The following is a 21,063-nucleotide window of genomic DNA, read 5'->3' as shown; positions in this document are numbered from 1 at the left end:
TTGGAGCAGCGTGATCGTCGGGCTGGCCGCCCTGATGTTGCTTGAGACGAATTGCTCGCCGCTACTCATTCGATCGGTTAGCGATTATTGCAGCGGCTTTCAGGTGGTCGAGACATGGCCCGGCTTCGGCGGAGCGCGCGGCGTCTACTCCATGACGGGTTCGAGCATGGAGCTGACCCGGGCTAAGGCGAACGCCTACCGCGGAAAACATGAGCGTCGATCATACGTATTCCTTCATCAGCCGGAGTGATTGTCGACTCAAGGTTGATCTTCAGAACGAAATTCCTCCGAGGGTAGAGTATTATTTTCATGTACCTGTTAGGTATTTAGTGCGCCACATCTCCCCTTCAAACAACCACATAAGTAGCGCCATCTAAGCAGCGTTCAGAGATAGCAACGCAAGTAGTCCTAATCGGGTAACCCCTTCGATTTCACCCCCCCCACTCTGTGCGAGCGTTGCGCTGGTCCGGTCCCATCCATAGGTTGGCGTCAGGAGAAGTAATATGAGCGAGACCACTAACACCGTCGTTGATTTTCCGAGTGACAAACCGACGCGCAAGCTTTCCTCGACGGAAGGGATTTGGAGCAAGTCTGTGGTCAGCCACGGTTATGCCGGCGTTCCTGCGATACTCATTCGCTCCCAAGGAGCGCATGAACTTGAGCCCGATGCAATTCAACATCATTATCCAGCTGCTGGAATACTGGTACGACGCGAGCCGCCCACCCTTTCCCACGAAGAAGGATATGGCGGACCGTATGGGTGTAACCGTGAGGGCGATCCAGAACAACATCGCTTTGTTGGAGAAAGCCGGGCTGATCCGTCGCGAGATGCGGCGCACCGCTGCGGGCGACTATGACAGCAATATCTATCATCTGGATGGGCTGATTGAGAAGGTGCCTTCCCTGGAGCCTGACTTCGCGCGGGAGAAAGATGCAAAAAAGGCGCTCCGCCAAGCCCGGTCGGACGCACAGCTATCGCCGCTCCGACGGCGAGTCAGGACAAAAGGCTAGCCCAGAAACAGGTTGCCCCGGCCGCATGTCATTGCTGACAGAGACGGGACCGGGGCTTACGCGGAAAAATATAGATCAACTGACGTCCTGGGGCAAGGCCAGAGGGCGCCTTCGGGAGCGTGTAGATGATCGTGGACGAGGAACTTGAACAAGCCCTCTCGCTGGAGCGGTTCAGCCGCTACCTGAGTTGGGCGGGTGGCGATCGGCGGAGGGCGCTCGACCTCTACGCCCTTAACACGCGTCTATCCGAAGCGCTCTACGTCCCCCTTCAGGTGCTTGAAGTGGCGTTGCGTAATCGCGTCCATGCCGTGCTGGCGGAGCACAAGGGATGCCGTTGGTTCGAGAAGCCAGATCTCCTCATCGGCCCTTATCAAAGGGAGCAGGTCACGGCTGCGCTCTCGGACTTGGCGCGGCAGCGCAAGGAGGCCACGCCTGGCCGCGTCGTAGCGGCCCTCACCCTGAGCTTCTGGACCACGATGCTTGGCAAGCCCTACGAGAATTTGTGGCAGACGGATTTGCACCGTATTGCCAGACGCGAGGATGGTAAGGGTCTCACGCGCAAGAGCCTGTCAGTCCCCCTGACCCCGATCCGACTTCTCCGCAACCGGATCGCTCATCATGAGCCGATCCTGTTCTGGGACCTAGAAAAGCACCATTCCGCGATCCTGCAAATCACGGCGTGGCTTTCGCCGGCCGCCGCCTCGTGGTGCCGGTCGCTTGATCGTTTTTCCCAAGTGTTCCCGTCCGAACGACTTGTCTTGCAAGACGGTGACGGCGCTTAGATATAGCAGTCTGAGCTACCGCCCTCTGGCACCGGAAGCGCCGACACAACCATTGCCGACCTCCGATTTCACTCGCTCCATCCCGTCTGCGACTGGCAATGAAGGCGGAGACGACAATGCACTTACGCTCAACCCGTCCCCGCTGGTAGCTGCTTATTGTCAAGCGCGAGTTTCGAGAGATTTTTCATTCAAAACGCCAAAAACGTTTGCATAAATCCCTTTATTCGCTAAACGAACCCTATGATCGATATTCGCCGCACCATTCTTGACGCACTACCCAAGCACCTCTTGCTCGACCTGGAGGACAGGCTGCGGGCAGAAGCACTCAAGGCACACGAGGTGGTGCGCAAAGAGTTGACGCTTAACCCAAAGCGTAGTCGGGAAGCGGAAGGTCAAATTCGATTCCGCCTACAGGAAGAAGGCTACGAAGAGGTCGTTCAGCTTCATGGCGGGCATCTGCTTATCGATGGCGTGATGCTCGGTACCGACTTGAAGGTGTTCCAACCCTTTGCACGATTTGCCGGTCGCGAATCTGGCGTTATCCTCGGGTTTGCCGCCATGCCGGAACGGCGCAAGATTCCTGCCAAGAATATGTCGAGAGCAGCCGGGGTGACGCTTAACGTCCATCTTCAGCCCAGCCTTCTCGTTGATGAGAAAAGCCCGCGGCCAACTGATATCTTCGCGCTATTCTTGACCGCGAGGGATCGCGAGCGCGCCGGAATGATCGAGGAAATCGCGATCGGGGTGATCGGGTCGGATTATAAAGACTTTATCTTCTACGAATCCTTGGAAAAATTCCTTGGCGGTTACGCCTCCGATCCAGTCACGCCAGATGGTCCGGATTGTGAAGCGAAGATTGTGAAGCTGCGTCAAACCCGTAAGATATTCGTCCCACCCGAGACACAGCCCGACAGCGATATCGCTGAGGGAACCACCGACTAACCGGAACACGGTTTCAGACAAGGTATGCTTGCTCCGTATCCATTGGGTACGGAGCCGATGGGATTCGAAATATGCGTATTGGTACTCCGGGATTTATACCCGCCCGACTGACCGAAGCTCGCGAGGCTCGCCGGATTGCAACCAAATCTGCGCTCGCAAGACGTCTTGGTGTTAGCCCTACCTCAGTATCGCGTTGGGAAGATCTTGGAGCTGACCAGAGTCCCGATTATTCCACGCTCGTCCGAGTTGCTGGTGAGTTAGGCGTTCGGCCTGAATTTTTTCTTCGGCCGTCCTACCATAGCGAACGTCCAACATTTCTGCGCTCTTTGGCCAGCACGCTTGTGCGTGATCTGGCATACCAAAAGGCGCAAATGCATTGGCTTCAGGAAGTCAGCTTCGTGCTAGGACATTATGTCGACTTGCCGGAAATCGACATCCCCGATGTTCTGGATGGGGCGACCTACGGCGAACTCCGAGATGAAGACATCGAAGACATTGCGCTACGGCTGCGCCAGCACTGGAACATGGGCGAAGGTCCATGTGGCGATGTCGTGGTGCTCATGGAGCGTATAGGTATCGTAGTGGCGACGATCCCGATGGGCACGACCAAACTGGACGGGCTCTGCAGTTGGTCTCCAGTGGACGGGCGCCCGCATGTGCTCCTAGCAACCGATAAAATGTCCTTTCCTCGTCGGCAGATGGACGCTGCTCACGAACTTGCCCATGTCGTACTTCATCACCAGGTACCTGAGGAGGAGTTCCAAGATAACCTGCGCATGATTGAACGGCAGGCGTTTCGTTTGGCAAGCGCTCTTCTTATGCCTTCCACGACATATCCACACGAAGTTAAATACCCTTCGCTGGCGATGCTCACCAATTTGAAAGAGCGGTGGCGTGTCTCGATTAAGGCTCAGATCAAGCGCCTTAGTGACCTTGAGATCATTCCCGAGGAATATACTCGGCAACTTTATAAACTTTACTCTGCCAAAGGTTGGTCGAAAGGGGAGCCGCTGGACCACAATTGGCCAATTGTGGCGCCGAAAGCGCTCCGTGACAGCCTTAACCTGATTGTCGAGAATGAAGTTCGCGGTAAGGCCGATCTTCTGGCAACGGAGTTCACGATATCGGCGTCGGATGTCGAGAGCTTGTGCAGTCTACCGAGCGGTTGGTTTGATCGGGAGCCAGCAGAAGTTGTTTCTCTCAAAATTCGCACAGGGTCGTCGGCAGCCGATCTGTCGCCCAAGGGAGAAATAATCCCGTTCCCTGATAGGGAATAACTGAACGAACACTCTTAGGGTCTGCCCGAAAATGAGTTTGAGCTGCACCGGGGATTCATGCAGACCCATCGTCGCGTGCAACGGGCGACGTCTGCTTTGGGGAGGCGCTGAGCCACGCCTCATCTCGGACATACGGCGCTAGTCGACAGCTTCTGGAAGCGGACATCCTAGGTTTTTGACACAGCTGCGGAAAGATGCACCTTCTGTCTATGGCACGCGCAAGACGCTCTACAATCGGTTCTAGCGCGTGATGGCCATTCGTCCATGAACAGGATGGATCACGCGACGCTATTCATTTCACGCCGCAAAACCAGCATTCCGTGTAAGTACTAGCGGCCTGATAAGCGCCCGACTCTGTGTGCCGCCTGAAAGCAAAAGGTCAGTCACTATCTTAGCCTCCCCTTTCGCGATTGTTTGTATAGAGTCCCTTGTCGATCGCCGTTGGCAGAACCGTGCGCGAGACGGCGTGCCCGGTCGATCAGGTAGCCCGCCTCATCTAAGCTTCTTACCAACATTTCGACCTCATCTCGTCGACGATCGTCATATGGTGGAGCAGCTATGGTAACCCGGCTGATGACATTAGGAAGCAACTCGACGTTGAGGGAGTTGCTCGCATGCGCAGGGAGTTCGAAGGCTTCACCGGGCGCAAAAAACTTATACTCGCTGGAATTTATATCAGCGGTCGGGGCAGCAAAGGGCGCATCGCGCCGCAGAATATCACGAACAATCCGCCTTCCCGCGGAATTGCCGTAAGTCAGGACATTGCTCTCTTCGAACAGCGCAGCGCAAATCCCGAACCAGGTCACCGCGCCATTGAGCCAGCCGTCGAATTCGCGTGCCGATCGTAAGAATTCGAACGAGCCGTTCCCCGCTATTGCCAGCATCAATCCGCCGATGAACTCTGAGCACATGCCACGATCGCTACGGCTCCGGAGATCCTCCATGACCTCGTTAAAGCGATTGATCCGTTCTTCCCGTGATGCAGCAATCAGCGCTATTAGATCGACGCCGCGAGACAAGGCGGTCAGCCGACTGAGCATCTCGGGCCGGATCGATCCGTGCGCGATAGCAAGCGATAAAAATTCCACGATCTCTCTGCGATCTTGGGAGGATCGGTCACTATGCGACAGAATTGCCGAGCGCATGACTTTCCAAGCTCTGCTTGCGCCCTCCACATCCTGATTACGGAAAAGATCGTCTTGTCGCTTGTGCAACTCGACCCATTCGTCGAGCACCCAGTTCAATGTAGCTTCATCATATTGCGCGAGCGCCGCCTGTCCAAGTGAGGACGAAAGCGAGGCAAGCAGCATCGGCAAGACGTTGTTGGATCTCTCGGATTCACGAGCGGATGCGACCCAAGCTTCCGCCATCGCGGCGCCAGCAACGCACTTCGCTATTATAGCGCCGCTCGGCGAGACGCCCTGCGGTTGCTCCACGACCGATATCCGTTCAAGAGGAAGAATCCGAAAAAAGGCGGAAAACGGGCTCACTTTTGTATAGGTGGCAAGGAATGCGTACAGATCCAGCATCTGCGCTTGCAGCACGCAGATTATAGGCGCCGCGCCAAGTCTGTTTCCATCGAAAATCAAGAAGACATCACTCGACTTTTCTGCACCAAAACTCGACTTTTCTGGCTTGAGTATGTCGCCGGACAAGGCCGGTCCAAGCCAGCGGACGAAGTCTTCCCGATTGAGCCGGATCCTTTCAGTTTTGATCATAGAAAGAGGTCCTTTAAATTTGGCTCGATTGGCCTTGTGATCTTGCAGGCATTGAGGCCATTTTCGAAATAGCCTGCGAGACTCTCCGCATTGTAAACAACGAGTGTCGTCTTGGCGCGGGTAACAGCTGTGTAAGTCAGATTTCTCTGTGTCTGGTATCGCTTGAGCTTTTCTGCAGAGAACATATGCACCACACGAAATTCTAGGCCTTTCGCACCCTGCACCGTGGTCACGACGACCGGCCGACCTAAGGCGATCACGCCATAGGCGCCCGCACGCTGTACCTGCATTTCGCCAGCGATGTCGCTCTGTTTCAGAAGTTCAACTACCTCGTTCAGCTCTACTACCCGCGGGCAGAGTATCCCGATCATCTCTCCCGGATAAGCCTGCAGCTGGGTCTTAATGCGAGGAATCGCCGCAGCGACCTGATCGACGAGCGACAATCCGCCGATTACTTCTACGGTCGAGGGGAAAGTGGTCTCATCATAGTTCGAGGTCGCTTCCATCCCTGCAGTGTCATCCAACAGGTTCTTGATCCCGTCCGCTACGCGACAGATCTTGATACCATTGCGATAATGATGCCGTAGATCGGTTCGGGTAGCGCCCAGTTCCTCCAGCCGTTGCAGTGCTCCGAATTTGTCGGTGATCCGCTGATTATTGTCTCCTACTGCAAACAATCTCGTGCCGAAGGAGCGGATCACCTCAATTTCGTCTGCCGAATAATCCTGCACCTCATCGAGCAAAATCACGTCGAATATATTTTCTGGCGCGCCCTTTTCGGCGACCCTCGCGAGCCCCTCAAACAAGCTGTCCCTGACCTGATCGAAATCATCGCTTTCTTTTATCTGGATGCCGTTTGCCCCAAGCACTTCATAGGCCCAGTGTGCGAAAGTCTGAACTTTATCTGCAGCGAACGGATAATGCTCGGTTCCCGCCGATATGAACTCCTTGAGCACCCGCCCGAAAGCAAGAACCTTGATGTTCGCCACCCGCTTTCGATAAAGATAACTGGCACGAAGTAGAAGAATGTTGGTTTTACCACAACCCGGTGGACCCACGATTAGGTGATCCTCGTCGGGATCGAGCGCAATCGCCTTTTGCTGATCGTCGTCGAGGTCCCCGAGATTTTTCCACCATGAAGCTTCCATCAATCGCCCTCCACACCTGCAAGATTTAATTCTCCCGCGATGCCGGCCTGTGCCTGATCAAGGCCAACTATCAGGGCGGCCTCGAGCCGTTCGCCGAAAGCAGCGGAATTGTAGGACCCTTTGAAAATGGTGATAGGATCTGCGGTTGGCTCGCCCGTCTCTCCGGCAATTTGGGCGCTGGCCGTCAAATGCACTGCCTGTGCATCGACATCTACCACATCCACGCGGATTTCGATATACACGGTGTTTGCAAGCTTAAACTCGCAAGACGCTCCGATTTCGACTTTTAGCATTGGTGCGCGTCTGGCACCTCTCGTGATTATGAGCGGCGGCATGATAGTGTAGTTGACTTGGCGGATTCGACGTAGTTCAACCTTCAACCCCTCAATCACCGTTTCGAGTAGCTCTGCCGAGGCTGGACCAGGATCTGCTGCCGGTTCGGACTGCGCTTCGGCGAGCAGACGCCGCTTTACAATGCGCTGGCGCGCATCGTCCGCCACCGTGGTCACAACCGGCGGCCGGAAGGTATTCCAATTCGCGAGCAAAAGTCGCTTAGCGGGGTCCTTCACCAATGCCATGCGGCAGGCGTCGACCAAGTAGGAGGGAACGGTTTCGCATGATATGTTGGGCTGTTCGTGCTGAACGGCGTTAACAAGCGCCGCATAGGGATGGACGAACCCCTCAAAAAGCGGGCGCCGCATGATCAGATCGTGCAAGACCGCCCCGACCTGATACATAGACAGTGCGTGCCAACCTTCCTCGCTGTCCATTTCCACTCGAAGTAAAAATTCTGGGGAGCTGTACTGAAGGGTACCAACGAATAATTTCTGCCCGTCGACATCGGTCAGTCCAACTTCCCCGACAGGCTTTAGGACGCCAAAATCGAGAAGGACTAGGCGCGTAAACTCGTCGAGGAGCACGATATTTGCGGGTTTGATATCGCGATGTGCAAGACCCTGCGCTTCGAGGAATTCACATGCCGAAACAAGCTGCTCGATTAGAGCTGGGATATTTGCAGACGGAACGGTGCCCAAGCATTTGCTGAGGCTCGGCCCGTCGAGATACTCCATGATGATGTAGTGGTTCTTGGAAGCAGCGTGGATTCCACCCCCAAGTATGGAAACCATGTTGGGATGATGCTTACCGATGAGACCGAGCTCGCGATGAATTCGCTCGAGCTGAGATTCGTCTCCGTAGCGCTGAATGAGTTCGTCATCAAAAATCTTGAGCGCTGCAAATTTATCAGCCGACGCACTAATCGCCTTGAAGACTGCCGCAGATTTTCCGTGATCAATCAGTGATTCGATAACCCAACCATCTATTTCTTTGCCACGAAATTTGACTTCCCATTCTCTGGCCTTGATCCCGTCCACACTTCCTCTCCGTCTGCTGAGCCGAACTCAGTGCTAATTGACCTAACTACTTCAGCGGAAATAAAAAACAGGCCGAGCACCGATTTCCCAGCCAACAACTTCGCGGCAGCACAGGGCGTCGTCAAGCGTTATACGTTTCGCCTGTTAATTCTCGCATGCTTGCTGCGCCCGTTCTGCATCTTTCTTCTCTTTCCCGATTTGGTCTCATGACCTGATGTCGACTTTGGAAGCGAGAAGGTGCCATAAAACAGCGAAATTTTGAGCGTGAAGCTTTCATGCCGAAGCGGGCAACGAAAGCTCGTTTATCTCAGCATGGCCCCAAAACGGCCAGTCCGATCTCCCCCCCAAGTCAGCCGCGAGCCTCAGAATAGTTACAGACCTGCGTGAGTTGGAATGTCTCTCGCAAAGAGGGCCAGAGACGATCAGGCTGTCTTTCCGGGAGCAGACTTTGTCGTTGCATGGCGTCTGTGGAACACGCCTCGAATAGATCTTTGTGGGTCTTTTTTGTGTCTCACCCCCTATGTCCGATAATAGGAATTAACGGACATAGGTCAGGAAAAAGGGGCATTATTTAGAAAAAAGACGGAGAATTACCTTTTGGACGAATTGGGGTAACTTAATGCCAAGATCGTAAGAATTTTGGTGCGCGCGTCACATAGAAGCTTTTCTGCTATACCCGCCATTATCCGGCTTTTTTTTAGTACGGTAAGAGGATATTATCACGTGTTACAATGACAAAAGACAGTCCCAGAAGTTCCGTAGAAGAGGGCTAAAAAGAGCTTAGGCTCAGGACCCATTGATTTGATTACGGAAATCTGATTCAGGCTCTGCAAGGAGACTGAAGATGAGCGACTTGTTTTGGCTGACGGATGAACAGATGGATCGTCTGCGGCCCTTTTTCCCAAAGAGCCACGGCAAACCTCGCGTTGATGACCGCCGCGTGTTGAGCGGGATCATTTTCGTGAACCGCAATGGCCTGCGCTGGCGTGACGCACCCCGGGAATACGGTCCGCACAAGACGCTCTATAATCGCTGGAAGCGCTGGGGCGACATGGGTATTTTCATGCGGATGATGGATGGCCTGTCTGCTGCGAAAGCCGAGTCCCGGACCATCATGATTGATGCGACGTATCTCAAAGCGCACCGCACGGCTTCAAGCCTGCGGTTAAAAAAGGGGATCCAGGCCGCCTGATCGGACGCACTAAAGGGGGCATGAACACCAAGCTGCATGCGATCACGGATCAGAACGGACGACCGCTGAGCTTCTTCATGACGGCGGGACAGGTCAGCGATTATACCGGTGCCGCTGCTCTGCTGGACAGTCTTCCTGCCGCACAATGGATGCTGGCGGACCGAGGTTATGACGCCGACTGGTTCCGGGATGCCTTGGAGGAAAAAGGGATCAGACCCTGCATTCCGGGGCGAAGATCCCGCGGAAAACCAGTCAGATACGACAAGAGAAAATACAAACGTCGCAACCGCATCGAGATTATGTTCGGAAGGCTCAAGGACTGGCGAAGGGTCGCAACCCGCTATGACAGATGCTCGAGTGTCTTCTTCTCAGCCATCTGCCTCGCCGCAACCGTCATCTTCTGGCTATGAGTCCTGAGCCTAGCACTACTTTGGCAGAATTGAGTTAGGGTGTCTGTTGAATATCCATCCGCAATGAGGGCAATGTGTTGGTGGTGAACGAGCTATGCGGTCAAGAATGGCCTGGCGCACTGCTGGCAGACTGGGTTGCGGTGGCGGTCCGGAGGCTCTTTTTTTTTCGTCCCACCTGAGCGAGTCTGCGGGACTGCAGGAAGGCGTAGGCCATCATCGACATCAAGGCATGGCGGTGAAGTCCGGTCCAGGATCGTCCCTCGAAGTGATCCAGCCCCAACTCCTCTTTGAGTTGCTGATGGGCCTGTTCGCATATCCAGCGCGCTTTGATCGCGCCAGCCAGAACCTTGATTGGTGTCTCGGCCGGTAAGTTCGAAAGGTAGTATTTTCGTTCGCCATTCGAGCGATGCTCCCCCACCAGCCAGGCTTCTTCGCCTGGCATGTGCTGGGCTCCAGCAGAGCCGATCCGCTGGGGGGCACCATCTGCGATGCGTACGCGTATGGCCGCAAAACGAGCCGTCAGGCGTCCCTTCGTTCCCTTACGCCAACTGACCTGCCACCACTTCGTCCCTTCGAGCATGGTGTGCGCCGCCACGGACGTGACATTAGGGACGTGGCGCACTCGTGAACGGCCGCGACCTGTAACCGGGAAGATCAGTTGAACATCGGCGGGGTAGACCTTTTGGTGTCGGGGAATACCGACAGCCCAGCAAAGACTACGTGCGGTCAATGCCTGCCGAAACGGAGCTGACAACCCGTAACCCGCATCGGCCAGCACGCAGCCGAAGCGGACACCCGCTGCGATGACGCGATCAATTTCCTCAAGCGCGATCTCAGGCTTCGTACGGTAGTCCTGTAAGGCACGAGGTACGCCTGCCTTATCCATGCGCGCGACGTCGCCTGTCCAGCTTTCCGGCAGGAACAACCGCAGACTCAGCATCAGCGGAACTTCACCCGAAGCCAGTGTCACAGAGACCATTGTCTGGCAGTTTGCATTCTTGCCTGGTGCGGTTGCGTATTGGGGCGCAACGCCAACAGAGGATTTGCCCTTCTTCGGCAAGGCGGTGTCATCGATGATCAGCCAGGATCCGTTGCCACCAACCAGGTCATCCGCCTGTTTCCATAAGGTCGCTTCCAGTGGAGCTTTGTCCCAAAGCCCGGCTCCGATGAAATGATGCAGCCGGTCATAGGGGACCGCATCCGAGCGTGCGGCCATGGGTTGGATGCTCTTGCGATCTCCTGGCCCAATCAGACCTGCGATATAGGCCGGGCACATTTTACGCCGCGTCTTGTTGCCCAGACCATCCAGATATGGGGCGAGCCATTGCTCAAGATCCGCTTGCCAGTCTTCTTCCAATGCCAGCCTCCGTCAAAGCTGGCTCCCCATGAATCACGCAATCAGCCCCATGGGAATCCTAAAAATCATGCTTCTGCCAAAGTAGTGCTAGGCCCGGCTACGCTGATGGTTTGACATTTTTCTGAAGTATTATTGTAGTACGTGTGACTTGCATTTGACGTGAGGTCGCTTACCATCCAAAATGAGGAATGTTTGATGTACGGCATCCAAAAAGCGGGAGCGGATATATTAATTCAATACATAAGAAAATTTAACATAATAATAAATTATTTATTCCTAATATCGATAAAATATACAGAATTTATGTTCTATACGCAATCAATAACTCTGATAGGATACATCCCCCAATGACACTGCGCTTATTTATTATTTCATTTATATTGTTATCTTCGTGCCATACTAATCATAAAGATGAAAAAAAACTCATTATATTTTATGATAAAAGCAGTGAATGCAATATAAAGATCGATAAATTTTTATATAAAAATAAAATCAATATTATATATAATATGAAAAATATAAATTCTATAGTTATTGGAGGGATAAGAAATGACAAATACAATAAAATAAAGAGTTATTTATCTAAATTAGAATGCGTGTATGGAGTTAATGATGACGAAATTATGCATTATAATTACAGTATGAATTGATTACCATATCTATTGCTACCAGCTTTAGTCTCCTTCTCTTGGAGGTTATCGAGACAAAATGTTGTATAGGATCTGAAGCTGTTTCAGGCGCTCCGAATGGCTCCTTAATGCCCTGTTGTTGTTGAGAAGAGGTTCATCATTAGTACACCTGCGATAATCAAAACCATTCCAATTATGCCCGGAAGATCAATGCTCTGTCCCTGAAAGACCCAAGCGATCACGGCAACAAGGACAATTCCCACACCAGACCATATTGCATACGCAATCCCGGTTGGAATCTCTCTGAGAGCCATCGAAAGACAATAAAACGCAAAAAGATAGCCGACACCGAGAATGACTGTCGGGATGAAACGTGTGAATCCCTCAGAGGCCTTGAGAAGCGAGGTTGCGATGACTTCCGCAATGATGGCAATGCTGAGATAGAGATAACTCATAATGTTATAATAGTCCTGGCTACCTTAGAACAAAAGCCCCTCTTAAGAACCCGAAAAATAACCCATTTATTCAGCCTTCATATTAATGGGTTCTGTATCTGGTAATACAGTTGCGCTTTCGTTTTAAAATGTGAGAGATATGTTGCGACCTGATGTATGTGATCTGAATTCGGGCCTGGATGATCTTCACGATGCGACGGCGGATTTCATGGATCGACCATCGGATGAGCTCCTGCGTGTTGGCAGTGGGCTTTATTTTGAGCGCGTTGGCCCGGGAGCACACGGCGGCCATCATCGTTCATGTGAGCATGGCCAGCGTGACATGATGGTGCCAGCCGTGCCACTCATCTCGTTCCAAATTATGGTTGCCCATAGATTCAGAATTCTCAAGAAAACGCAAATGTAGTGCCAACCCAGCGTTTACTGACGCTGGGTTGGTGTCACGTCAAGCCTGTAGAGCGTGCAGGTCAGCAGCTTCAGCGCCTGAGGCCAGATATGGTCCCGAAGCGTGAACCTGAAGCGCCATGAGAGCAATACTTCCAATCGGCCGGGTCCCAAGAGGCAAGAGCGCGCTTCCGTTTGTCCAGCGGGACATGCCGTCCTCGACATTATTCCATCCGGACAGATCGATGTCCTGCAGATGAGATGTCAGGGTCTTCGTCGCGTTTCCCTCGAAAAGCTGGACGTCGCCAACCAGCAGGCCGAGCATACGGCGGTCATCCACGAACGGTCCGACAACATCACACGGACGGCTTGCATTTGAAACAATCCGAACGTTTTCAACACCAGCCGGAATCATGAACATAATCCGATCATTATTCTTACGGATCGGGCGGAGCGTTGCACCGGTATCTGTGACAAGGTGAAGATCGTTCTCCTGCGTCAGGGAGAGAGTATCAGTCATAAGAGGAGAATTGAGGTGAACAGCTCGTGTCTCAATCTGACGGAAGAGGGGTTCGACAAGATCACGGTCTACGGTCAAAGACGCTGCTGCATCCTCCCAGGACAGATTACGGGAAGGTGTCAGAGACACGACCTCTCCAGCCTGCCGAAACGCACTACGATTTCCAGTGTCAAGATAACTCTCAGTCAGCATACCATCCGCCATGATAACTGAATGTTCTTCAGTTTCGATGTGATAGTAATCGTAAGAGGTTATCGACGTGTCATAGAAGATCGAACGACCATTTACGAGCATACGGGCCGGAACGAATTTTCCATCAAAAAACAGACAATGCTCGGCTGTGATGAGCATATCCTTGAACGGTACGCCGTAGGATACTGCGTCCTTCAGAATACGGACGGGATAGCCCGCCTGATCCAATGGAAGATACGGCCGCACCGTACAATGCGCATGTCCCGCCCACGTGACGATATCTGTATATATCACCCCGTCTTTACAACAGAGGACTTCGTCACCCATGACGATATCCTGCACGGCTTTTTTTCCATTGGGGACAGAAATAATAGAATCCCTCAGAAAGCAAACCAAGACCCCGTTCTGACTTGTATTATTTAACGGGGTCGAACTAATGAATAAATTTCCATCCTGATATGACTGGAATAAATTATTATTTTTTCCATAGTCATAAAAATCTCCCGATACCGTGATTGTTTTTCCATTATCTGTAACGATATTCGTGCTATTTCCGTTCTTTGAAACGGAAACAACCTTTGTTGCGCCAGGAATTTCTATGGTTGATCCTGCGTTTCCAAATCCTGATATACTTTGAAAAGAAATGACGGATACATTACTCCCTGGGTTAATCAGAAGTGTACCACCACCTTTTCCGAAAGCGACTTTGGATCCACTTAAGGCAGAAATCGCAGCCTGGTTCTGTACTGAATTCAGAATCAGCTTTCCGCCAGAAGAGATATTATACGTCGAACCAGAAAGGGCTGATATCGTCGAGGCACTATCCATGGAAATGGTGCCTCCATCTGCTGTGAATGTCGCACCAGTCAATGCATTGACAACGCCACCAGTCAATCCAGTTACTGTAACAAAGGCGTTGTTGCTTGAGGTGACACTCCAAGGGTTTGCGAGGGAAATTAATGAGGGAGAAAAATTGACGGAAGCATTGACGTTTTTGCCTGAAAAATTAGCGCTCGCTCCGCCAATCGATACGAGTCCAAGGACAGGCAAAGCTGGAACAAGAGTGTAACTCCCGCTTTTCGTGACAGTATGGTTGTATCCATATATCAGCGACATCTTTTATCCTCTCGTTAATTTATCGTTGACGCGTCTTAACGCGATATGTTTCAAAGAGCAACGATGTATGTGTGATGAATTACAGAATGTATAGTTTCTGTAAAAATATCATATTCGGTTCATTAATTAATATTAATATTCTCTGGTTTGTAAATAAAATAACATTTGTTTATTGTTTTATTATTCAGGTTTTCTTATGTCTAATTTATTAAAAAAATTATTTACTAGATTATCTGATGGGATATGGAAATATAATTCTACGTTTGTTTTTTGTGGAGTCTTCATCGCTTTTCAAGAAATCAACCGTATCTGCCCGTACCGTTGAAGCCGTAGTGGTCTTTTCCAGCAGCCCCTCTCTCAACCGCACACCATCACTGGTGGGGGCATCCGTCGTTTTCCATTTCCAGATGAATCGGAACTTCCGGTTGATGGAGACATGGAATTTTTAGCCAAGAACCCAATGACCAGATTGTTTTGGCATCTGGCACGCGGTCCGACAGCCCCAATCCCATTAAGCGCATGAACGACAGGCGATCGTTGATCAGATACGCCGTCCGCTCATCAGGAAAATTGTACAACGTCTAGATTACCAGGATCTTGAATACCAACACTGCATCAAACGGGAAATGACCGCCTTTTCTTCCGTCTGAACAGGTCAGAGACATCTCCAGATCAGGGCAGAACACTTCAAAATTCACAGTCCGAGAAAATGCTTCGAATTGATTACCCAGCCTGCTCAGTCGAGCAATCCATTTTTCAACATTAAAGAAATCTGGCTGCTTCAAATAACCCCCCTCATCACAAGATAAAAAAGTAAATCATCGAGGACCCATCATAACCAAGGGGTTTTTTAGAACTTTCCAGCTGACAGCACTGTTTGCGATCGGCCCTTCTGATCGCTCTTCACCTCCCCGAATACGCTCAAGACTGAGGAGGCGCCAAGAAGTCTCTTAGATTATCAAGAAAAGCTCTAACGCGTAGCGGGACGTTGCGTCGGCTGGGCATCGTTGCAAACAATCCGATCGTCTCCCCTTGGTACTCCGGTAAAAGACGGACCAACCTGCCGCATTGCAGGTCGTCGCCGACGTCCCACAAGACTTTGAACACGATGCCTTTACCCTTGAGGGCCCAATCATGCACCACTTCGCCGCTCGTCGTCGATAGATGCGGCGTTACCTCAACGACCTGATCTTCTCCTTCACGAGACAGCCGCCATCGGTCGAGCATTCCCAGCTCATGCCCACGCATCAGGCAAATACAACGATGCCGATTTAATTCGGCAGGAGTGGCAGGCATGCCAAATTTCTCAAGATAGGCCGGAGCAGCGCAGATGACTCGTTCACTGCTCATGATTTTTGTCGCGACAACCCCCGTTTCATTCGGCATGCCAATCCGAATGGCCATGTCAAGGCGACTATTAACAACATCCAGCCCTTCATCCGACAGAAGAAGATGGACGCGCAGCTTCGGGAAACGATCGGCGAATTCGCTGACAAAATCAGCCAAACGGCGACGTCCCAGTTCAAGTGGTGCTCCAATCCTCAGAACACCACGAAGTTCCTTTTGATTGGCGGAGATCTCGGCTTCGGCTGCCTCAATATCAATCATGATCTCTGCAGCACGCTCATAAAACGTCTGCCCTTCATCCGTCAGGTCGAAACGCCTCGATGTCCTTGTGACCAGCCGTACGCCAAGCCGCTCCTCCATCCGAGCCAGTCTTCGACTGGAAGCTCCAGCCGAAACGTTGAGATGACGTGCGACGGCAGTCAGATTTCCCGATTCAACGAGGAGTACGAAAAATCTCAGGTCACCGGCGTCATCGTGCATTGAGGGGCCATCTTTGCGTTTTATACACAGATACAATGCCTTTTATGCGACTACCAGCACCATCAACGCACATCCATTGTCTGTTCATCAATGAATGGAGACAGACATGACGTCCGATCGCACTGCATCTTCACTCCCTCCCCTTCTGGATGCGGTTCACAACCGCGAAACCGCCTTCACGAATGAGGAGCGGCACAAGAATGGTACGCTCGGCCTCCTGCCTGACGCCGTCGAAACCCTTGATCGGCAGATGGAGCGCGTCCTGTGGCAGCTGGACAGCAAGAGCAGCGATCTCGAGCGCTTTTTGCATCTGAATGGATTGTCACAGCGTAACGAAACACTGTTCTTCAAGGTTGTGATGTCCGATCCGAAACGCTTTCTTCCGATTGTTTACGATCCGACAATCGCCGATGCCTGCCTTCAGTACAATCGTCTCTTTGAGAGACCACAAGGTCTGTATCTTTCGTTGCGTCACAAAGGGCATGTGAAAGAGATTCTCGCCAACTGGCCCGAAAAAGATGTGCGCTTTATCTGCGTCAGTTCCGGCGGTCGCATTCTAGGGCTCGGAGATATTGGAGCCAACGGCATGGGCATTCCGGTGGGTAAGCTGCAACTCTATACAGCCTGCGCCGCAATTCCACCTCAGGGCCTGATGCCGATGTTGCTGGATATCGGTACGACCAATCAGGAATTGATTGACGATCCACTCTATCTCGGTTTGCGGCAGGCGCCCCCATCGTCAGACGAACTCGACGCATTCGTTGATGAACTCGTCGCAGCCATTCAAGAGCTTTATCCTCATTGCTGCCTGCATTTTGAGGACTGGAAAGGAGACGATGCCATCCGCCTATTGGCGCGATATCGTGACAAGATCCTTTGCTATAATGACGACATTCAGGGGACTGCGGCCATTACGATCGCGGGTCTCGACACCGCCCTGGCGATCAAGGATGAGGCGCTGAAAGAACAGCGTATCCTGTTCTACGGTGCAGGGTCTGCCGGGATCGGTATCGCGAATATGATCGTGAGTGCGCTACGGGACGAAGGCCTTTCTGAAACTGATGCCCGCGCCTGTATCTCAATGATGGATATCAACGGACTGATCGAACCCTCGCGGCAGGATCTTAATCCTTCGCAAAAAGTGTTCGCTCACTCCCATGCAGCAACGAAAGATCTTGCAGAAGCCGTCAAATCTATTAAGCCTACTGTCCTGATCGGCGTCAGTACCAACGCGGGTGGCTTCACCGAAGAAGTCGTCCGCACCATGGCAAGCATCAACAACAAGCCCGTCATTTTCGCGCTTTCCAATCCCACCGACAAGGCGGAATGCACTGCCGAACAGGCCTATCGCTGGACCGACGGCCGCGCGCTCTTTGCTGCAGGTGTCCAGTTCGATGATGTTACTTTGAATGGCAAGACGCTAGCCCCCGGCCAGGCCAATAATTTTTATATCTTCCCCGCCGTGGCACTGGCTGTCTGGGCAACACAGGCACGACGCATCACCGACGAGGTCTTCCTTGAAGCCGCCAGAGCGACCGCTGAACAGGTCACACCGGAGCAACGGGCCCACGGTCTGCTTTTCCCGCCGCAAAAAGATGTCCTGCGTGTAGAGATCAACACGGCCATCAAGGTCGCCCGTCAAATCTTCAAATCGGGCCTGGCTCAGGTTCCTGAACCCGAGGATATCGTGGACTGGATTGAAGCCAAGCTCTACCGACCAGGATACTGAATGACAAAAAAATAGAAAGAATATCTATTATCTTTAATAGAAAAATTTCCTTATACCCTATTTTTTACCATCCATTACTACCATATTTCCTAGTAGAAAATTAATGGATGGTAAATAACTCTAATTTTTGTTTTCAGAGGATTTTTCCTATCTCTTCCATTCGTTGGGAAGGAGATAACCTTTATGTCCGATGTCCATTTTGTCGAAATGGTCTTTTAGCACTGCCTCTTGCGTTGAATGGGATAGCATAGAAAATCCGGACGCTTCAAAGCTACTTTTCTCACGAAGATAAGCCCGAACATAAATTTCAAACTCGTCGAAAGAAATTCTTCCGTCATGATTTTTGTCAGCTATCGAAAAAGATTGATTTTCATTCGTTTGAACCTGCGCTGAACATGATGATGATACCAAGGCAAAAGATAAAATGCTCCAGTATTTGATAGACACGTTATATCTCCTGAAGATTTTTTAAAATAAACTGTATTTGTTCGATACCACTTGACAGGGTTCGATTTCCAAAAGCTTCGTAGGTTATTTCCTGACGTCTTATGATGGCATCTTGTAGAAACATCCGTACGGCTTTTTTCTCGAACGGATTTTCTGCATTTTGACGTAATTCCAGAATGAGCTTACCGAGCGAAACTAAAGAAAAGGCGCGATCCAGGACGTCCCGAGCACGGTCTTTCTGGCTCAGGAATGACAGTTTCAATGCCAATCGCGATAGTTTCTGGATTTGATCTCCCTGCCACTGTTCTGCAAAAGGTAAATGATGAGACGACGATGTCGCTAACAAATTTACACTTCTGCGTAGTGATCTCATAATCGCGTTGGCATCAGATTCATGATTTGGAGGAAGAAAGACCCGAAATACGAGCACCAGAAGAACGGCACCACAAATAATGGCCATCCAGGTATTTGTTAAGGCGATATCATTATAAACCATTTCATTGGTTACGAGAGACTGTATTGCAAAAAATACAGCATATCCGAAAGCGCCAATGCTGTATTTTGGATGAAACTGTAGCCAAATTCCCGGCAAAAGAAAAAAACTTAAACTCAGCCAGAGCAAGCAGTATCCGCTAATAAGTGGCAGAACATAAACATGATAGATCCATGTCGCAGGTATGCTCAGCACAGTTCCTATTGCCATAGCCATACTAGCCTTCGATGCTGAGGGCACCGTAGAAAGCAGGCTGGATGCTGCAATGACATACATCATCATCATAGGACCATTCGGCCACGCTGTTACATACCAGATGAATGTCGCAAGCAGCGTGATCAGGATGCCTCTGGCTCCATTACGGAGCGCTGTCGGCCATTCCAGATAAGGAGATACGCGCATTGGAACCCGATTTTTTTTCTCTGTGAGTTCCTCGATGATGCGACGTAATGCCAACAAAAGATTTTTCACATTATGCACAGACGCAAGGCTGGCGGCTGTAAGCATTTCTTCTGCTTCAAATATCTCTAGAGACTGAATACCTTGGTCGAGTGTTTTTAATATTGATTCCGGATCGTTCCGCCATGACGGATTTCTTATACCGTCGATCACGTTTTTTAGCATGCGTGTTGCGTAGGCGTGGATCTCGTAAAACCGGGTATGGGGTTGGTGCAGGTTGCTCCAGTGAGGATGATAACCCGCAATCACACCGGCCATTTGATTGACCGCCATTTTATAGCTTGAAAGATGGTCTTTGATTTCGGGATTATCTGACGCTGCATATTCCAGCAATGGCGTCAGAGCCGTTATTTTCTTCAATACGGCCTGACGGCTATCATAGAGTGCAACAGGAAGCGTTCTGAAATCTGAACCGTCAGCGACAGAGAGAGCCGTAAGACTGCTATGAAAAGATTTTGCGTGTTCCAGAACCGCTAGAAAAGCGTCATTTAATGCCCTGTGAACGGGTTGGCTTCGACGTGGAGACGTCGCCAAAAAAATAACAGCCGTACTCACTACGCCGATGACCACGTCAGATAATCTCATCATCGCAGACATGAAGACGCTCTCAGGATGAGAGAATGACGAAAATGCGACAATGATGATTGTATATCCCGTCAGAACAGCGGCATAAGCCCGATACAGTCTCAGAAGACTGGCGGTCATGCAGGCTAATCCAACGATGAGAGCCAAGGCCACGAAATAAAGCCAGGCGGACTGAACAAAACAGCCCATAATGGCCACACTCAAGCCCGCTCCGAACACTGTTCCCAAAACGCGCCAAAGGCTTTTGGAAACGAGTGCACCAACCATGGGATGTGCGACAATCACCACAGTTGTCACAGTGCTCATCGGAGAGTCCAACTGTACAACAAATGCTACCAGTAAAGCCAAGCCGACTGACAGACAGACACGAACGGCAAAAGCAGTGGTTTTTAAAAACCCGCTCCATCGTGCTTCTGAAAACCAGAATGATTGTGGAGACCAAAGCCTCTTCCGAACGATGGTCGTCATACAGACGCGCCATGATCAGTAGAGAGAAGCGCTTCCATCATATCCAGATCTTTTGTCAGGGTCAGCTTCTGGCTCATGGACAATCCGGTTGTCAGTTCTGCTTCCAGGTCAGCAGCCAGGCGATGAAAAAGCCTGCACTGTTTCCTACCCTCAGAGGTCAGAAGAACCATCTTAAGGCGTCGGTCCTGCGTGTCCGTCTGGCGAATAACCAGACCCTCTCCTTCCAGAACATCAAGCAGACGGACCAGAGCGGATCGATCGACCCCAATCAAAGAAGCGAGATCGCTTTGCGTCAGCGGCGTTTTCGAGATCATCAGATAGGCCATGGGACGCATGGTCGCCAGCGTCAGGCCATTGGGTCGCAAAACCCGGTCAAGATGCGTGCGCCATAAGGTCGCCAGACGCATGACGTGGAACGTCAAGGAAATATCATGGTAGCGCGTCTGGTCCAGGCAGGCGGCCGTAAAAGATTTCGACATTTCCGAGTCCATATCATCTGTTGACATGTAACCTTTTTATATGACAAACGAAGCCAAGGAAATAGATTTC

At 51.4% G+C, this 21,063-nt stretch carries 17 protein-coding genes and 2 pseudogenes; 8 read left to right on the top strand and 11 right to left on the bottom strand.

Annotated features, from left to right (window positions below; genetic code table 11):
• The first annotated feature begins 10 nt into the window (after positions 1-10).
• From KP702_RS13650 to KP702_RS13630, 5 genes are all read left to right on the top strand, one after another.
• Positions 11-250 carry a hypothetical protein gene (locus tag KP702_RS13650; RefSeq protein WP_215769186.1) on the top strand — a complete coding sequence of 80 codons (240 nt, stop codon included), beginning with the start codon at positions 11-13 and terminating at the stop codon, positions 248-250.
• Positions 251-666: 416 nt separating this feature from the next.
• Positions 667-1,011 (top strand): helix-turn-helix domain-containing protein, encoded by a 345-nt coding sequence (locus KP702_RS13645; RefSeq protein ID WP_252348744.1) that lies wholly within the window; start codon positions 667-669, stop codon positions 1,009-1,011.
• Positions 1,012-1,136: 125 nt separating this feature from the next.
• A complete protein-coding gene (locus KP702_RS13640; protein WP_215769185.1) occupies positions 1,137-1,793 on the top strand; it encodes an Abi family protein in 657 nt (218 codons plus the stop codon).
• 240 nt (positions 1,794-2,033) lie between these two features.
• A complete protein-coding gene (locus tag KP702_RS13635) occupies positions 2,034-2,735 on the top strand; it encodes a hypothetical protein (RefSeq protein WP_215769184.1) in 702 nt (233 codons plus the stop codon).
• 71 nt (positions 2,736-2,806) lie between these two features.
• On the top strand, positions 2,807-4,012 hold the full coding sequence (locus KP702_RS13630; protein ID WP_215769183.1) for an ImmA/IrrE family metallo-endopeptidase: 1,206 nt from the start codon (positions 2,807-2,809) through the stop codon (positions 4,010-4,012).
• A gap of 386 nt (positions 4,013-4,398) precedes the next feature.
• Here the strand turns inward: KP702_RS13630 and KP702_RS13625 are convergent, their stop codons facing one another.
• The 3 genes from KP702_RS13625 to KP702_RS13615 are packed head-to-tail and all read right to left on the bottom strand — an operon-like array spanning position 4,399 to position 8,251.
• Positions 4,399-5,730 (bottom strand): hypothetical protein, encoded by a 1,332-nt coding sequence (locus tag KP702_RS13625; protein WP_215769182.1) that lies wholly within the window; start codon positions 5,728-5,730, stop codon positions 4,399-4,401.
• Positions 5,727-6,878 carry an ATP-binding domain-containing protein gene (locus tag KP702_RS13620; RefSeq protein ID WP_215769181.1) on the bottom strand — a complete coding sequence of 384 codons (1,152 nt, stop codon included), beginning with the start codon at positions 6,876-6,878 and terminating at the stop codon, positions 5,727-5,729. Before KP702_RS13620 ends, KP702_RS13625 begins: the two co-directional genes overlap by 4 nt.
• Positions 6,878-8,251 carry a protein kinase domain-containing protein gene (locus KP702_RS13615; protein WP_215769180.1) on the bottom strand — a complete coding sequence of 458 codons (1,374 nt, stop codon included), beginning with the start codon at positions 8,249-8,251 and terminating at the stop codon, positions 6,878-6,880. The genes KP702_RS13620 and KP702_RS13615 overlap by 1 nt, the downstream gene beginning before the upstream one ends.
• 844 nt (positions 8,252-9,095) lie before the next feature.
• Between KP702_RS13615 and KP702_RS13610 the strand changes: the two genes are divergently transcribed.
• Positions 9,096-9,853, top strand: a protein-coding gene (locus tag KP702_RS13610) for an IS5 family transposase (RefSeq protein ID WP_215769179.1) whose coding sequence is annotated in 2 segments (ribosomal slippage) — positions 9,096-9,417 and positions 9,417-9,853 — 759 coding nt in all. Because the reading frame shifts where the segments join, the coding sequence is not laid out codon by codon here.
• A 34-nt stretch (positions 9,854-9,887) separates the two neighbouring features.
• Here KP702_RS13610 and KP702_RS13605 read toward each other — a convergent pair.
• From KP702_RS13605 to KP702_RS16645, 3 genes and pseudogenes are all read right to left on the bottom strand, one after another.
• Positions 9,888-11,216 (bottom strand): annotated as a pseudogene (locus tag KP702_RS13605) (IS701 family transposase).
• A gap of 748 nt (positions 11,217-11,964) precedes the next feature.
• Positions 11,965-12,297: an SMR family transporter gene (locus tag KP702_RS13600; RefSeq protein WP_193391487.1), complete on the bottom strand. Its 333-nt coding sequence runs from the start codon at positions 12,295-12,297 to the stop codon at positions 11,965-11,967.
• A gap of 442 nt (positions 12,298-12,739) precedes the next feature.
• Positions 12,740-13,786 (bottom strand): Hint domain-containing protein, encoded by a 1,047-nt coding sequence (locus KP702_RS16645; RefSeq protein WP_252348738.1) that lies wholly within the window; start codon positions 13,784-13,786, stop codon positions 12,740-12,742.
• A gap of 247 nt (positions 13,787-14,033) precedes the next feature.
• Between KP702_RS16645 and KP702_RS16640 the strand changes: the two genes are divergently transcribed.
• Positions 14,034-14,459: a hypothetical protein gene (locus KP702_RS16640; RefSeq protein ID WP_252348737.1), complete on the top strand. Its 426-nt coding sequence runs from the start codon at positions 14,034-14,036 to the stop codon at positions 14,457-14,459.
• A 324-nt stretch (positions 14,460-14,783) separates the two neighbouring features.
• On the opposite strand, the pseudogene KP702_RS16595 reads toward KP702_RS16640, so the two are convergent.
• Together KP702_RS16595 and KP702_RS13585 are read right to left on the bottom strand one after the other, a co-directional pair.
• Positions 14,784-15,291, bottom strand: a pseudogene (locus tag KP702_RS16595) (transposase); the annotation flags it as partial.
• A gap of 136 nt (positions 15,292-15,427) precedes the next feature.
• Positions 15,428-16,333 (bottom strand): LysR family transcriptional regulator, encoded by a 906-nt coding sequence (locus KP702_RS13585; RefSeq protein WP_215769176.1) that lies wholly within the window; start codon positions 16,331-16,333, stop codon positions 15,428-15,430.
• A 106-nt stretch (positions 16,334-16,439) separates the two neighbouring features.
• Here KP702_RS13585 and KP702_RS13580 point away from each other — a divergent pair, with 106 nt between their 5' ends.
• A complete protein-coding gene (locus KP702_RS13580; RefSeq protein ID WP_215769175.1) occupies positions 16,440-18,062 on the top strand; it encodes an NAD-dependent malic enzyme in 1,623 nt (540 codons plus the stop codon).
• 147 nt (positions 18,063-18,209) lie between these two features.
• Here the strand turns inward: KP702_RS13580 and KP702_RS13575 are convergent, their stop codons facing one another.
• From KP702_RS13575 to KP702_RS13565, 3 genes are read right to left on the bottom strand one after another with little or no spacing between them, the layout of a single operon-like run.
• Complete coding sequence (locus tag KP702_RS13575) at positions 18,210-18,509, bottom strand: EF-hand domain-containing protein (protein WP_015074840.1); 300 nt, start codon at positions 18,507-18,509, stop codon at positions 18,210-18,212.
• Position 18,510: 1 nt separating this feature from the next.
• Positions 18,511-20,514 carry an FUSC family protein gene (locus KP702_RS13570; RefSeq protein ID WP_215769174.1) on the bottom strand — a complete coding sequence of 668 codons (2,004 nt, stop codon included), beginning with the start codon at positions 20,512-20,514 and terminating at the stop codon, positions 18,511-18,513.
• Positions 20,511-21,020: a MarR family winged helix-turn-helix transcriptional regulator gene (locus KP702_RS13565; RefSeq protein ID WP_211499657.1), complete on the bottom strand. Its 510-nt coding sequence runs from the start codon at positions 21,018-21,020 to the stop codon at positions 20,511-20,513. The genes KP702_RS13570 and KP702_RS13565 overlap by 4 nt, the downstream gene beginning before the upstream one ends.
• Positions 21,021-21,063 lie beyond the last annotated feature (43 nt).

The sequence above is a fragment of the Gluconobacter sp. P5B12 genome, assembly GCF_018812035.1.
Taxonomy (GTDB): domain Bacteria; phylum Pseudomonadota; class Alphaproteobacteria; order Acetobacterales; family Acetobacteraceae; genus Gluconobacter.
The sequence above is the reverse complement of the archived record's forward strand: the minus strand, read 5'-3'. Positions and strand labels throughout refer to the sequence as shown.